Source organism: Candidatus Binatota bacterium, from assembly GCA_012960245.1.
GTDB lineage: Bacteria > Desulfobacterota > Binatia > UBA1149 > UBA1149 > UBA1149.
In genome coordinates this window covers 17,217-29,662 of record DUBO01000020.1, presented here as the reverse complement: position 1 = coordinate 29,662, position 12,446 = coordinate 17,217, and the positions used below count along the sequence as shown (strand labels likewise).

Genomic DNA, 12,446 nt, shown 5'->3' with positions numbered 1-12,446 from the left:
GCTGCTCGAGGTGGACGACGAGGAGTTCGAGCGCGGCTTTCGCAGCGGACCACTGGCGAGCCTGCGCCTGATGCGCGCGTGCCACGACGAGCTACGCGGCGGCGGCGTGGTCATAAACCTGGGCAGTGGCTCGGCGCTGCGACCCGACCCCGACGGCCTGGGTGCCTACGCGGCCATAAAGGAAGCCACGCGCATGCTCACACGTGCCGCGGCCTGGGAGTGGGGGCCGATGGGCATACGCCTGCTCAACATCGTGCCACTGGCGGCCTCGCCGGGCATGGAGTGGTGGAAAGAAAACTTCAGCGACGAATACCAGGACATGCTCAGCAGTGTGCCGCTCGGACGCGTAGGCGACTGCGAGACCGACATAGGCCGAGCGGTGGCCTGGATGTGCGGACCCGACGCGGGCTACATGACCGGCAGCACCATAATGCTCGACGGTGGGCAGGGCTGGCTGCGCTGACGGCACCGGCTGACTGCGCTACTCGAGCCGTCCACCTGGGAGAGAAACGAGATGCCACGATTCACTCGCGAAGAACTCGAAGAAGCCCTTGATATTTACCGCCGGGCGCGCGACCAGGCCTCGAAAAGCGGCGATTGGAAGCCTTGGTCTGCGCTGTTTACCGAAGACGCGCTGTACATCGAGCACGCCTACGGGGAGTTCAACGGGCGGGCCGCCATAGAAGAATGGATCACGGGAGTGATGGCGCCTTTTCCCTGCATGACGTTTCCGCAGGACTGGGTGGCTTGGGATGAGGAGAACGGCGCGATAGTTTTCGAGTGTCGCAACTGCCTGCCCGAACCCTTCAGGGAAGACGGCAGGCCCTTCAGCTTCCCCAACTGGACGCGCCTGGTCTACGCGGGCAACGGGCTGTTCTCGTCAGAAGAGGACGTCTACAACCCGGCGCGCGACGCGCCCGCCACCCTGAGCGCGTGGATAAAGGCCGGCGGCAGCTTCGAAAGCGGCGAGCAAGTGCTCATGCGCCACCGCTGATCGCCGACCGCTACCCTGCTACCTTACGCAATTGGAGCGTATTCCCTTCAGGGGGACCAGGTTTCGCCCGTGCGCATGGCCGCGAAGCAGGCCGGGTGAAAGCGCAGCGATTCGAGTATGTCGATCATCTCGGGCGTAGGCCCGAAGTAGTCGGCCTCAACCTCGGTGGTGGCCCAGTCAAAGCTCAGCACCCAGGGGTCCATCCACAGGCTGGCTACGACGTGGCGTTGGTCATCCGGGGGCCGGCTGCCGGCTCCGCGTCGATTACCCGCGCGCCCTTCCCAGGCCCACTGCATCCAGATGCCGTTGTCGTCCTCGGCCAGCTTGGGCGACTCCACCGACTGGAACTGGAACAAGGGCTGGATAAACGCCGCCTCGGCCCCGATGAAAGCCCGCAATGCGTCCTCTGCCTCCATGCCTCCAACGGCAAAACCCACGTCGCGGTTATCGACAAAATAGACCCTGAGCACGCCATCCAGGCGGGAGAACTGAGCCCAGTCGGGTCTAGATTCTTCCAGGCTCCAATCGGGGTCGGCCAACTCGAGCGAGTAGCAGGGTCGTGCACCATGGTTGTGGGCATAGCCCATTCCCTGCTCTTTTATCTGCACAAAATGACTGGGCGCCTCTCCCTCGGGCTCTGCCCTGGCCGAGCAACCTGCCGCCGCCAGTGCCAACACCAGCAAACTGGCTATCCTAAATCCATCCGTGACCCACCTGCCAGTGAGCCAACCGTCGTCTGCCTTGCAAGAAACTGCCACGTTACCGCCTCCGCTCTCCTGGCCGTCTACCGACCTGCTACCCATCATCGCCCGCGTGCCCGTCGCGGGCAGTATCTATCACCGGCCAGTACCCACTGCCGGCGCGTGCCCATGGCCGTTTACCGACTGGCGGAGAGGGAGGGATTCGAACCCTCGGAGGAGTATGATCCCCTCACTCGCTTAGCAGGCGAGCACCTTCAGCCACTCGGTCACCTCTCCACTGATAACGATACGCACAAAACGGGCAGTCAGCCCTCAGGATAGCGCAAGGCGGCGTGGCCACAAGAGGGCCATACAATCAGAACAGCGTCACCGAGTCATTTTTTTCACGCTGGCTGGCTGCGCCCAGCTGGCCTGCATACCGTATAAACAGCGCCGTTACGGTCCCGGAGGCGATGGCACGGGCGTTGCTTTACCCCTCCTGGCCGCGACCGGAACACAACAGGGAGAGTCAAGCAACATGAAACAACGCATGGTACGAGCAGGCGCCCCCCCCAACCGGCCGCAAAACACGAACGACGGGTCAGTACCGACTCCAGCCATCCCGAGGCACTGCAGGTCACGCCTGAAGCCCGGGAGCTGCTGCGCCTTAACGTCAATCGCTACAGCACCGAACTCATAGCCAGGGCCCGGCGGTTGTCGACCAGCGGAGAAATAGAGGGCCAGCACGTGGAGCTGGCCGAAGCCTGCCAGATGGTGGAAGAATCAGCCGCGCCCGGGTCAGACTACTGGCCGCAATCCGCGACCGGTGGGGCCCACCGGTGGCTGGTCGCTACCGTCGCCGTCGCCGCGCAGGTTGACCAGCTTGTTGCCGCCCTTTGCTGTAGCGCGCGAATCGGCACCACCCTTGACCAACCTCAGCGCCGCGCGGGCCTTATCGGTTATCTTTATGCGACCGGTCTGGGCCAGGCCAACGCCTGCCGCCTGGGAGATCAGGTTCCACCCGTCACGAAAGCGCGCGTACTTGCCGCGGTACTGCCTCGTGCTTCCAACCCGCGTTGAAGAACAGAACGTGAGTCCGGTCACCGCCTCCCAGGGAATGACAAATACACTGAGGTCGCCACCGGCAGCAGCATTGTCGCCTACGGGGGCAAGCAGGCAGACAAAAAAATCGCAGTAGCGCACGTCCATCTTGCCGTGGCGGTGGAAGTTGAAGGTCCAGCGCTTGTAGACATAGCGCGACACCTCGCCGTTGCGCTTGGTGTAGACCTGCTCACGGTCCGAGGTGGGAAAAGCATAGCGCACGGCCACGCGTACCTGCCCCCCGACAAGAAAATCGTAACCGTCCTTGTAGTCCAACGCTTTCTCGGCGTCCAGACCCATGGCCTTTAACGCCGTGTCGCATATGCCTGCCGCCTTTGCATGCGTCAGGCTCGGAACCCTGAGCTCGCTCTTAATCACACCACATCCTCTTCCGCCTCCCTTCCCCGCAACCGGAAAGAAGGGCCAATTACCTCACCAAGCAGCAACACCGCTCAAGAAATGCGGTTTCAAGAATGGAGCGCAACTGCTGAGCTGTTTACTACTATAACAGTCCAGCGCAACCAAGCCCTCACGCCAGTTGAACACAATGATGCTTTATGTTGATTGTTCGAGGAAGAGTGCTCGGAGAGTAAATCGAAAGCTGCCGGCCGGAGATCAGGCGGCCGCGATCAATCAGTGCCCAGGAGACGATCGATTGTGATTTCGGCCACCGGTATGGTGGCAGCCACGTCGGGCGGGTCATTGCGTGCAGCAGCCATCAGAAAGGAGTGGGGCACGCCGAGGATCACCGCCGCAAGATCCTGCGCCGACACATCTTTTTTGAATATGCCCTCGTCCATGCCCGCCTGGCATATGTTGACCACTTGGGCCTCGAAGCCCGATAACCGTTCGCTTACTTCAACAGCCAGCTTGGTCCGCAGCTCCCACTGAAAACCGTTAGTGGCCGATATGTAGATCTTCATCGCGTTCTCAACACTGGCGAAGTGCTGCAGGTGCCCGCGCACAACGGCCAGTACCTGCTCGCGCGGACCGCGGGCCTCGCCCAGCAATCGCTCAATCGTGTCGAGAAACTCGCCCTGTGATCGTGAGACAACTGCAGTGTAGACCTCTTCTTTGCTGTGAAAAAGATTGTACAGCGTACCCACGCTGATCTCGGCGCGGGTCGCGATCTCTTCGACAGACACATGCCCGAAGCTCTTCTCCGAAAACACCTCCACGGCAGCGTCCAGGACAATGTTGAGCCTGAACTGCAGCTCGCGCTCTTTGCGCGACAGCTTTCGTCCCTGTTGTTCGTCAGCCATAAAATTTGAGCGTCTTGTCCCAACCCCTCAGCGGGCTGAACAAGATTGCAAACTATACCCTCTCCCTCTAAATTGTGTCAAGCGTGCGGCTAGTCTCTGTTTCTAAAGCGCACCAGGCGTGGGGTATCGGGCGATTCTGCAAGAATCCTGCCCGCCGTCGCGGGGATGCAATAACGCCCCCGGCCCACCCGAACGGGTGAGTCCGCCCCCCCCGAATGGCCAGCCCGACACGAAGGAGTCACGACAGCAAGTAGGGCACGCGACAGAATCCAGACAGAAACAGCCTGTTTCTCGCGGCCTGCAGGGGCGCCCCCGGCAGGGGGTGTGGGGTCTGGACGGCTTGGCCAGGTGACCGTCGCCGGGCCGGTTGGCCCCCGATCGGGGAAGGTCGATCGCGGCACAGTTCTTGGACAACTCCCTCCCATGAATCGAAGTAGGAATGAGTCCGTCCGGTCGACCGCCAGCAAGAACGCTTCCGCCTCCAGCGCAGTGCCTTCAAGCCGTGGTTCTTCGAACGGAAACTCCCCTGCCGGCGTCCCGTCAACCGGCAAAGGCGCTGCGAGAAAGGGCATGCAGGCACCTGGCAAGGGCCGCAGCCCGCGCCGCCACGAACCCGACGCGCTGAGCGGCAACTTCATACTCATGCCGTCGCTGCTCGATCACTTAAGCCCCGACCTCACCCTGCCCGAACAGTACTTTGCCTCGCAGTTAAACGACGACGCCATGGGACCCGAACGGGCGCTTATGTACGCGGTACTCAAGGACGGAATACGCTGCTTCTACAAGCACGCAGGCGCCAGCCGACTGAGGTACCGCCGCATGTCCGACGAGGCCGAGACCTGGATAGCAGAAGACTGCTGGGAATACCCTTTTTCGTTTCGCACGGTCTGCGACACGCTCAACATCGATGGCGTGGCGCTCAGAGAGCAACTCATGAAGTGGAAGCGTGCAGAGTTCGATCGGCGCAATGCCACTGGCGATACCCGCTCGGTGCAGGTGGGACGCAGCCCTTTTCCGACCAGTTCGCTGGGCAACATGGAGGGAGCGCTCAAGGTGCCCGCCACCGACACCGAAACCGCTGAGATACCCGCAGGCGTGGAGCTGGACGACGACGAGGGACTGGGCGTTGAGCTCGTCAGCCTCGAAGATATAGACGAGAACTAGGACTACTCGCCGGCGTGTGCGTGGCTCGCGCGCCGCTGCCTCGACTGGACTGCGCGGCCGGGCTAACAAGTGTGCATGACACTCACGCTTGGCAACATCAGCCCCGCCGACGACTACACCCACCCACTGGGCCCCGAGCCCAACTTCAACGAGAGCATGTACTTCAACTTCTTCGACCGCGATCGCGGCGTGGGAGGTTTCGTGCGCCTGGGCAACCGCGCCAACGAGGGCCGTGCCGAGATGACGGTGACCGTCTACCTGCCCGACGGGCGAGTGCTGTTCAACTTTGCGAGACCTGCCATTGCCAACAACGATTCGTTCGAGGCAGGCGGCATGTGCTTCACCGTGGTCGAGCCGGGCCGTCACCTGCGTACGACTTACAGCGGGCAGGTGGTAGAGCTCGCCGATCCCACGCAGATGGCCGAACCCCGCCGCGCGTTTGCCGACAACCCGTCGCGACCACTGTCACTCGAACTCGATCACGCTGCGGTCGGACCCATGTACGGCAGCTCGGGTGACAAGAGCGAAGACAAACTCCCCGATGAAAAGCAGTTTGCCAAGGCGCACTACGAACAGCACATGCGGGTGAGCGGCCGCTTGATACTGGGTGACGAAACGGTGGAGATCAACGGGCACGGCCTGCGCGACCACAGCTGGGGGCCGCGCTACTGGCAAGCCATCGAAGGCTACGAGTGGCTCACCATGAACTTCGGCGACGACCTGGGTGCCATGGTCAGCATCATCCGCCGCGGCCCCGACGACATCCGCCTCGGCGGCGTAGTGGTTGAGGGTGACAAGATCGATCGCGTTACCGGGGTAGAAATTGATGCCGACTACGAGGCCAACGGCCTGTACCACCGCGCGCTGCGCGTGCACATCGCCACCGCGTCGGGCCGCGAGTTTGACATCAACGGCGAGGTAAAAGGTTTCATCCCGCTGCGTAACCGCCGGGGTGGAATGACCACGCACATAGGCGAAGGCATGACCGAGTGGACCATGAACGGTCGCACCGGCTACGGCCTGTCCGAATTCCTGCGCCAGGTCTGAAGGCTCCCTTGGGATCAAGGGCGCCTGGGCTGCCCTGTAGCCACGCGTTCAGCCGACCGACAGCGCTGCTCAGGAGGCCGACAGCGCGCCCGGCGTAAACTCGGCCGGCATTCGCTTGAGGCCGTGTATGAAAAACGACAGCAGGCGGTCGGGGTCGCCAGTGGGCCTTATGTCGGGCATGCGGCTGAAAAGCTCGCGGAACAATACCGTTATTTCGCGCCTGGCCAGGTTGGCGCCCAGGCAGAAGTGGGGCCCGGGGCCACCGAACCCCACGTGCTCGTTGGGACTTCGGGCCAGGTCGAAATCAAAGGGCCGCTCGAACGCGTCCTCGTCGCGGTTGGCAGAGTTGTACCACAGCACCACCTTGTCACCCTCTTTTACCGCCTGTCCACCGATGACGGTGTCGCGGGTGACCGTGCGCCGAAAATGAATGACCGGCGTTGCCCAGCGCACTATCTCTTCTACCGCGGTCGCGTTGAGGCCGTCAAAGTCGTCCATCCACAGGCGCTGCTGGTCAGGATTATCGTTCAATGCCTTCAAGCCCTGCGAGATGGCAGTACGCGTGGTCTCGTTGCCGGCCACCGCCAGCAGCACGAAGAACGATGACAACTCCTGGGCGGTGAGCCTCTCGCCGTCAACCTCGGCGTTGACCAGCACCGAGGTGATGTCGTCGGTGGGCTTGGCGATGCGCTCCGTGCGCAGTTCCTCCATGAGCTGGGCCAGCTCGGCCCCGGCCGTGAGCTGGGCCATGACCATGTCCTGCACGTCGGCCACGTAGTCGGGATCGCCCGCGCCCAGGATTATGTTGGAGCGGTCGAACACGAAGTCGAGCTGGCTGCGCGGGATGCCCATCATGTCGCAGATGATCATGAGCGGAAACGGTGAGGCCACGTCGAGCACGAAGTCGCACTCGCCTTTCTCGATGACCGAATCGACCACCTCGCGTGCGGCGCGCTCCACGGCCTGCTCTATGCGACCGAGCATGCGCGGCGTGAAACCCGCCGAGATCAGCCCGCGCAGGCGAGCGTGGCGCGGGTCGTCCATGGAGATCATGCCGTTGAAGAACTCGCTGTACTCCGCCGGCAGGTCGATGATCTGAGTGCCACCATAGCTCGAGTCGGAGCTGAAGAGTTCGGGGTTGCGGCTGGCCTCGAGCACGTCAGCGTGGCGGGTCAGTGCCCAGTAGCCCGAGCCGGCCTCAAGGCCGGGAATGTCGCCCACGTCGGGCGCCTCGAACCAGGCCACCGGGCGCTGCTCCCTGAGAGTGGCAAACGCGCCCTCGCGTGTTTCTTCGCTCAGCTCCCAGAAGCTTTGTTCAGAGAGGTTGATTTCATCGAGTCCAAGTTCGCGTACAGGTTCCAAGGCGGCGTCCTCCAACAGGGTCACGCGGGTTCTCGCACACCCTGCCCTCCCACGCAAAACAACAGACCCCAGGCTGGCCGGTAACACCGCGCGTGCGCGTCTCTGCCGCTCGGCGCCTTTTGATTGCGCGGGCGCGCAGGGGAAGGATACGCCATGGCTGCACTGATTCGCTACCTGTTGGTTGCCGCTTTGTTCGCATCGCTGGGCCTGGTGCTGGGGAGCAGCGAGTACGGCGGCCGCAGCGCGAACCAGCTCTACCGGGCAGTAGAAAATCCTGCGCGAACGGCACTCGACCGTGCCGTGGGTGGTGCCGACCTCGCGGCGCGATCACGCGTGCTGGCCCGCTACCCCGAGCTGCTGCCGGGCATCATCAGCAACGCCCGCATCTGGGGTGACTACTCGCGCGCGATTGCCGAGAACATGTTTTCGCGCGACGACCCGCAGGCGATAGCCGACGCGCGCGCGAAGACCCGCGCTGAGCTCGTGGCGCCGAACACATGGCTCATCCGCATGCCGATCGTAAACGCCGTGTTGTTCGAAACGCGCGACGGCCTCCTGCTGGTGGACACCGGCATGGCGCCGGCCGGACCGGCACTGGTTGACGCCATACGCTCGGTGAGCGACGCGCCCCTGCACACGGTCATATACACGCACGGCCACGTAGATCACGCTTACGGTGCATGGGCGTTGGCGGACGCTGGCATGAACCCGCGCAACATAATCGCCCACGAGGCCATCATCCCGCGATTTGAGCGTTACCTGCGGCTGCGCGGTTCGATCGCGCACTACATGAGCCAACCCGTCGAGCAGTTGCCAGCCACGCGCGACGACATCGTGTGGCCGACGCGTACCTTTCGCGATCGCCTGGTTCTCGAGATCGGCGGCGAAACTTTTGTCCTGGTGCACCACCGCGGCGAGACCGACGATCAGCTCTACGTGTGGGCGGCCGACCGGCGGGTGCTGGCGTCGGCCGATTACTGGCAGTCTTTCATACCTAACGCGGGCAACGGCAAGCGAGTGCAGCGGCACGTCGAAGAGTGGGCGTTTGCGCTCAAGGAAATGGCGTCGCTCAACGCTCGCGTGTTGCTGCCCGGGCATGGCCAGGCGCTCGACGACCCGATCGAAATCCGCGACAACCTGCTGGTGCTGGCCGAGGCGCTGCAGTCGGTTGTCGACCAGGTGGTAGCCGGCTTGAACTCGGGGATGCGCAAGGACCAGGTGGTGGCGTCGGTCGTCCTGCCCGCGCAGCTTGCCACCGACTCTCGCCTGCAGGAACGCTATGTCGGCGTGCGCGACGTGGCGCGCATGGTTGTGCACGAGCTGACCGGCTGGTGGGATGACCAGCCGTCGCACTGGGACCCGTCGTCACCCGAGCGGCTGGCGGTGCTGCAGGTCGAGATGGCCGGTGGTCTTGCAGCGGTCGACGCGCGGGCGCGGGCACTCATGAGCGATGACCTGCGGCTCGCCTGTCACCTGGCCGACCAGGCCCTGCTCGCGGCCCCCGAATCAAGTCTCGCCCGCCAGCTGGTGCTCGACGTTTACCGCCGGCGCATTCTCACTCCGCCCGCCCCCGCGGCAGGCACTCACGCGGCTGGCGCACCCACCCAGGCTACGCTGGCCTACCTCGATCACATGTCGCGCGCCCTTCCCTGAACGGAGATACGCTCCTTCAAGGGGTATGGCGGTGGAGGATGTTTTCGAAGCGAGCGCGGACGGCGGCCTCGGTGTCTTCTCTCATCTCCAGTATCCAGTACTCGTCGTCATCGAGCGCGCTCATGGCCATGGCTGCCACCTGTTCGGGGCTTGTAAGTTCCAATTCCTGGCCCATGCCAGTCACCATCTCGCGAATCTCGTCTAGCGTGGGCGGAGTCTGCTGACCGTCGTCACGCAGCAACCCACTCGGGCGGTTGCGAAACGCCGTAAAAATATTGCTCGACACCATGTGCGGCCCCGGGTACAGCACCGACGCGCGAATGGCCGCGCCGGCCGCCACCAGCTGCAGGTGTAACGCTTCGGTCAGCGTGCTCACTGCCGCCTTACTGGTCGAGTAGATCGGCGTGGTCGGCAACAAGGTAAGCCCGCCGTTGCCCGAACTCGTGTTGACCACGTGCCCGGGCTCGCCATGCGCCAGCATGCCGGGCACGAACGCGCGCAGTCCGTGGATCACCCCCCACAGGTTGACGTCGAGTGTCCACTTCCAATCGACCAGCGGTAGCTCCCACAGCGGCAGGTCCTCGTACACGCCCACCCCCGCGTTGTTGAACAGCAGGTGCACCTTGCCGTCACCCAGTTCGACCGCGCGACGCTCAAGCGCGACCACCGACTCGTAGTCGCTCACGTCAGTGACCACCCCGTGGGCCTGGCCACCGGTCTCGAGCAAGCCAGCCACTGCCCGGTCGAGCGCAGCCTGTTCTATATCGGCCAGCACCACCCGCGCACCGCGCGCCGCCAGCTCACGGCCCAAGGCCAGGCCTATGCCGCTGGCGCCTCCAGTAACGACAGCCGTTTTTTCAGCGTAGTCTTTCATATCTCGTTACTCCCCGCGGCGACTTGCCCAACCCGCAATCGCTGTTATTCCACCGCTCTCGGCGCGGGCAGCCCAGGCACCCTCAGCCGGTGATGTCTTCCATGCGCGGGCCGACGCGCTCCACCACCGGCGCCAGGGCGTCGGCGTCAAAGCCATAGATCCGGACAGCGTTGCCGCCCAGCATGGCGCGCACCTCGTCAGCGGGCAGACCTTTAAAAGTAACGCTCATCTGCTCGCGGGTGCCGGGCCAGGCGCCCTCGGGGTGAGGATAGTCCGAGCCCCACAGCATGTTGCCCAGGCCTATCTCATGACGGATCTCAGCCTCGCGCCGCGACATGCACGACGCCCCCACGAAAACATTGCGACGAAAATAATCGCTTGGCTTCATCGACAGGTGACTGCGGTAGTCGCCCAGCTTGGCTGCAAAGTGCGTCTCCTCGTAACGAAAATCCATCAGCGCCGTGAACTCCGGCACCCACACCGCCGTGCCCTCGGTCACCGCTACCTTCAGGCGCGGGTAGCGCTCGAACACGCCGCCCCAGATCATGAAGGTCAGCGGCCGCGCGGTCCACCACGCCACCTCGCTGATATAAATACCCACCATCCCCTGGCCATCGCCGTAGTCCTTCATGGGAGCAGCACCAGAATGAAAGTTGACGACCAGGCCGAGATCTTCGCAAATCTCCCACAGCGGATCGTAACGGCGGTGATTCCACGCTGGCTCGCGGCCCCAGCAAGTGGGCAGCAGCACCGACCGCAGGCCGTTGTCGTGGGCCCACCGTGCCTCTTTGACCGCCTCGTCCACGTCCCACAGTGCCGGCACGATCGCCACCCCTGCGCGCCGCTCGGGCGCCTGCGCGCACAGTTCGGCCAACCACCGGTTATGCGCGCGCGCACCCGCCCACTGCAGCTCGGGCACGATCTCCTCGGTAGGCAGCGACAGTCCTGCACCGAAGGGCGGCATGTTCATCTCGGTAATGCCGTCGGGAAAAATAACCTCGCCGGCGCAACCATCGCCGTCCATTACCTCGAGTCTTATGTCTGAGTCCCAAGCGCCCGACAGCTCGCGCTCGATGCCCTTGCGCCACTCGTCGTTGACCTCGTCCACGAGAAAGACACGCGACGCCTCCTCGGTTTTCTCAATCTGTATAGGCAGCGCGAGGTCAAAAGTTTCGCGGTACTCGGGGTCAACGTAAGCACGGTACTGCTCGGGCGGCAGGCCCGCGTGGCAGTCCGACGATACAACGAGGCAACGGGCGGCTGTGCCCGTGGTGGCGGAATCGTTGCTCATGACAGGTTCAATCTCCTTTTCATGCCGGGGCGGCCTCGCCCGTAGCGAGTGCTGGCGCTTCGACACGCTCCGGGCCCACGGGCTCAGAATAAAACTGCCTGGTCCAACGCCTGAACTCGGCCAGGAAGCGATCGCCCTCGCAGAGCAACGGGTCGGCGCGGTGCATCTTGTTGTTCCATATCGCCATGTCCTGCTGCACGCCTTCCTTCATGGTGTCGATAAACTCCTGGCCGGCGCTACCCTCCAGGTTGCGCGTCACCATGAACACCCAGCGCGAGTGAGAATGGGTGCGCGTGATCGGCGTGGTCGACGAAAACATCAACAAGCCCGCGTCACCGACGCCCTTTACCCTGACACCGGCCAGGCCGATGCACCAGGTGTGGCGCTCCAGCTCGGAGGTGTAAGTGCCGATCACCGTCTCGCGCTCGCTCGAACTCGCCATGCGCATGGTCATCCCGCCGTCGAGATACTCGATCTCCGACTCGGGCACTTCCTCGTTCTCGTGCACGAAAAGAAAGTGAGGCGGGTCGCAGTTATTCTCGGCCATGTCCTGAACGTGGGTCTCCACTTCTATCTCCCAGCTGTGGGGCTCGGCCCAGTCTGCGTGGTTGTACTCGGGCACTTCGGGCACCTCGAAAAACGGCGGCTCCCCCAGCGCGTGGTGCCACGCAAACACCATCCCGGCGCACTCGACCACCGGCCATGTACCCACGCAGGCCTTGGGCGGGACACGCTTTGCGTAGGGAATATCAACGCAGCTGCCGTCGGTGTCGAACTGCCAGTGGTGGAACGGGCAGCGCAGGTTCTCGCCAACAACCGTACCACCCTCGCCCAGGTGGGCGCCCAGGTGCGGGCAGTACGCGTCAAAAATCGTGGCCTTGCCCGACTCGGTACGAAACACGACGAGTTCTTTCTCAAACGCGTACACGCGCTTGACCCCACCGGGCTCAATTTCCTTGCTCCAAGCAACAGCGTACCAGCCGTTGGGTATGGGAGGGGCCGCTCGGTCTGTCATCGT

Annotated in this window: 12 protein-coding genes and 1 tRNA gene; 5 read left to right on the top strand and 8 right to left on the bottom strand. The window is 63.5% G+C overall.

Annotation, left to right across the window (positions count from 1 at the left end; genetic code table 11):
- Both EYQ35_03250 and EYQ35_03245 read left to right on the top strand, forming a co-directional pair.
- Window positions 1-463: SDR family oxidoreductase (locus EYQ35_03250; protein HIF63155.1), on the top strand; the 463-nt coding region annotated here is incomplete at its 5' end.
- Between the two features lie 51 nt (window positions 464-514).
- Window positions 515-994 carry a nuclear transport factor 2 family protein gene (locus EYQ35_03245; GenBank protein HIF63154.1) on the top strand — a complete coding sequence of 160 codons (480 nt, stop codon included), beginning with the start codon at window positions 515-517 and terminating at the stop codon, window positions 992-994.
- 47 nt (window positions 995-1,041) lie between these two features.
- Here the strand turns inward: EYQ35_03245 and EYQ35_03240 are convergent, their stop codons facing one another.
- The 4 genes from EYQ35_03240 to EYQ35_03225 all read right to left on the bottom strand — a co-directional run bounded on the left by EYQ35_03240 (window position 1,042) and on the right by EYQ35_03225 (window position 4,037).
- Window positions 1,042-1,800 carry a hypothetical protein gene (locus EYQ35_03240; protein ID HIF63153.1) on the bottom strand — a complete coding sequence of 253 codons (759 nt, stop codon included), beginning with the start codon at window positions 1,798-1,800 and terminating at the stop codon, window positions 1,042-1,044.
- A gap of 79 nt (window positions 1,801-1,879) precedes the next feature.
- Window positions 1,880-1,971: transfer RNA gene (locus EYQ35_03235), tRNA-Ser, on the bottom strand.
- A 501-nt stretch (window positions 1,972-2,472) separates the two neighbouring features.
- Window positions 2,473-3,153 carry a hypothetical protein gene (locus EYQ35_03230; protein ID HIF63152.1) on the bottom strand — a complete coding sequence of 227 codons (681 nt, stop codon included), beginning with the start codon at window positions 3,151-3,153 and terminating at the stop codon, window positions 2,473-2,475.
- A gap of 251 nt (window positions 3,154-3,404) precedes the next feature.
- A complete protein-coding gene (locus EYQ35_03225; GenBank protein HIF63151.1) occupies window positions 3,405-4,037 on the bottom strand; it encodes a TetR/AcrR family transcriptional regulator in 633 nt (210 codons plus the stop codon).
- Window positions 4,038-4,607: 570 nt separating this feature from the next.
- Between EYQ35_03225 and EYQ35_03220 the strand changes: the two genes are divergently transcribed.
- Together EYQ35_03220 and EYQ35_03215 are read left to right on the top strand one after the other, a co-directional pair.
- On the top strand, window positions 4,608-5,201 hold the full coding sequence (locus EYQ35_03220; protein HIF63150.1) for a hypothetical protein: 594 nt from the start codon (window positions 4,608-4,610) through the stop codon (window positions 5,199-5,201).
- A gap of 75 nt (window positions 5,202-5,276) precedes the next feature.
- Complete coding sequence (locus tag EYQ35_03215) at window positions 5,277-6,248, top strand: hypothetical protein (protein ID HIF63149.1); 972 nt, start codon at window positions 5,277-5,279, stop codon at window positions 6,246-6,248.
- A gap of 69 nt (window positions 6,249-6,317) precedes the next feature.
- Here EYQ35_03215 and EYQ35_03210 read toward each other — a convergent pair whose 3' ends face one another.
- Window positions 6,318-7,610 carry a cytochrome P450 gene (locus EYQ35_03210; protein ID HIF63148.1) on the bottom strand — a complete coding sequence of 431 codons (1,293 nt, stop codon included), beginning with the start codon at window positions 7,608-7,610 and terminating at the stop codon, window positions 6,318-6,320.
- 153 nt (window positions 7,611-7,763) lie between these two features.
- Between EYQ35_03210 and EYQ35_03205 the strand changes: the two genes are divergently transcribed.
- A complete protein-coding gene (locus tag EYQ35_03205) occupies window positions 7,764-9,263 on the top strand; it encodes an MBL fold metallo-hydrolase (protein ID HIF63147.1) in 1,500 nt (499 codons plus the stop codon).
- A gap of 16 nt (window positions 9,264-9,279) precedes the next feature.
- Here the strand turns inward: EYQ35_03205 and EYQ35_03200 are convergent, their stop codons facing one another.
- From EYQ35_03200 to EYQ35_03190, 3 genes are all read right to left on the bottom strand, one after another.
- Window positions 9,280-10,137 (bottom strand): SDR family NAD(P)-dependent oxidoreductase, encoded by an 858-nt coding sequence (locus EYQ35_03200; GenBank protein HIF63146.1) that lies wholly within the window; start codon window positions 10,135-10,137, stop codon window positions 9,280-9,282.
- Between the two features lie 82 nt (window positions 10,138-10,219).
- Window positions 10,220-11,428, bottom strand: coding sequence for an amidohydrolase (locus EYQ35_03195; GenBank protein ID HIF63145.1), 1,209 nt, complete (start codon window positions 11,426-11,428; stop codon window positions 10,220-10,222).
- Between the two features lie 19 nt (window positions 11,429-11,447).
- The gene (locus tag EYQ35_03190; GenBank protein ID HIF63144.1) at window positions 11,448-12,443 is read right to left on the bottom strand and encodes an aromatic ring-hydroxylating dioxygenase subunit alpha; all 996 of its coding nucleotides are present in this window, start codon (window positions 12,441-12,443) and stop codon (window positions 11,448-11,450) included.
- Between the last annotated feature and the right edge of the window lie 3 nt (window positions 12,444-12,446).

What these genes read in the sequence shown, in the direction of transcription:
- EYQ35_03245 (HIF63154.1), top strand. Translation starts at nt 515, where the DNA reads ATGCCACGATTCACTCGCGAAGAACTCGAAGAAGCCCTTGATATTTAC.
- EYQ35_03240 (HIF63153.1), bottom strand. Translation starts at nt 1,800, where the DNA reads ATGATGGGTAGCAGGTCGGTAGACGGCCAGGAGAGCGGAGGCGGTAAC.
- EYQ35_03225 (HIF63151.1), bottom strand. Translation starts at nt 4,037, where the DNA reads ATGGCTGACGAACAACAGGGACGAAAGCTGTCGCGCAAAGAGCGCGAG.
- EYQ35_03220 (HIF63150.1), top strand. Translation starts at nt 4,608, where the DNA reads ATGCAGGCACCTGGCAAGGGCCGCAGCCCGCGCCGCCACGAACCCGAC.
- EYQ35_03215 (HIF63149.1), top strand. Translation starts at nt 5,277, where the DNA reads ATGACACTCACGCTTGGCAACATCAGCCCCGCCGACGACTACACCCAC.
- EYQ35_03205 (HIF63147.1), top strand. Translation starts at nt 7,764, where the DNA reads ATGGCTGCACTGATTCGCTACCTGTTGGTTGCCGCTTTGTTCGCATCG.
- EYQ35_03200 (HIF63146.1), bottom strand. Translation starts at nt 10,137, where the DNA reads ATGAAAGACTACGCTGAAAAAACGGCTGTCGTTACTGGAGGCGCCAGC.
- EYQ35_03195 (HIF63145.1), bottom strand. Translation starts at nt 11,428, where the DNA reads ATGAGCAACGATTCCGCCACCACGGGCACAGCCGCCCGTTGCCTCGTT.
- EYQ35_03190 (HIF63144.1), bottom strand. Translation starts at nt 12,443, where the DNA reads ATGACAGACCGAGCGGCCCCTCCCATACCCAACGGCTGGTACGCTGTT.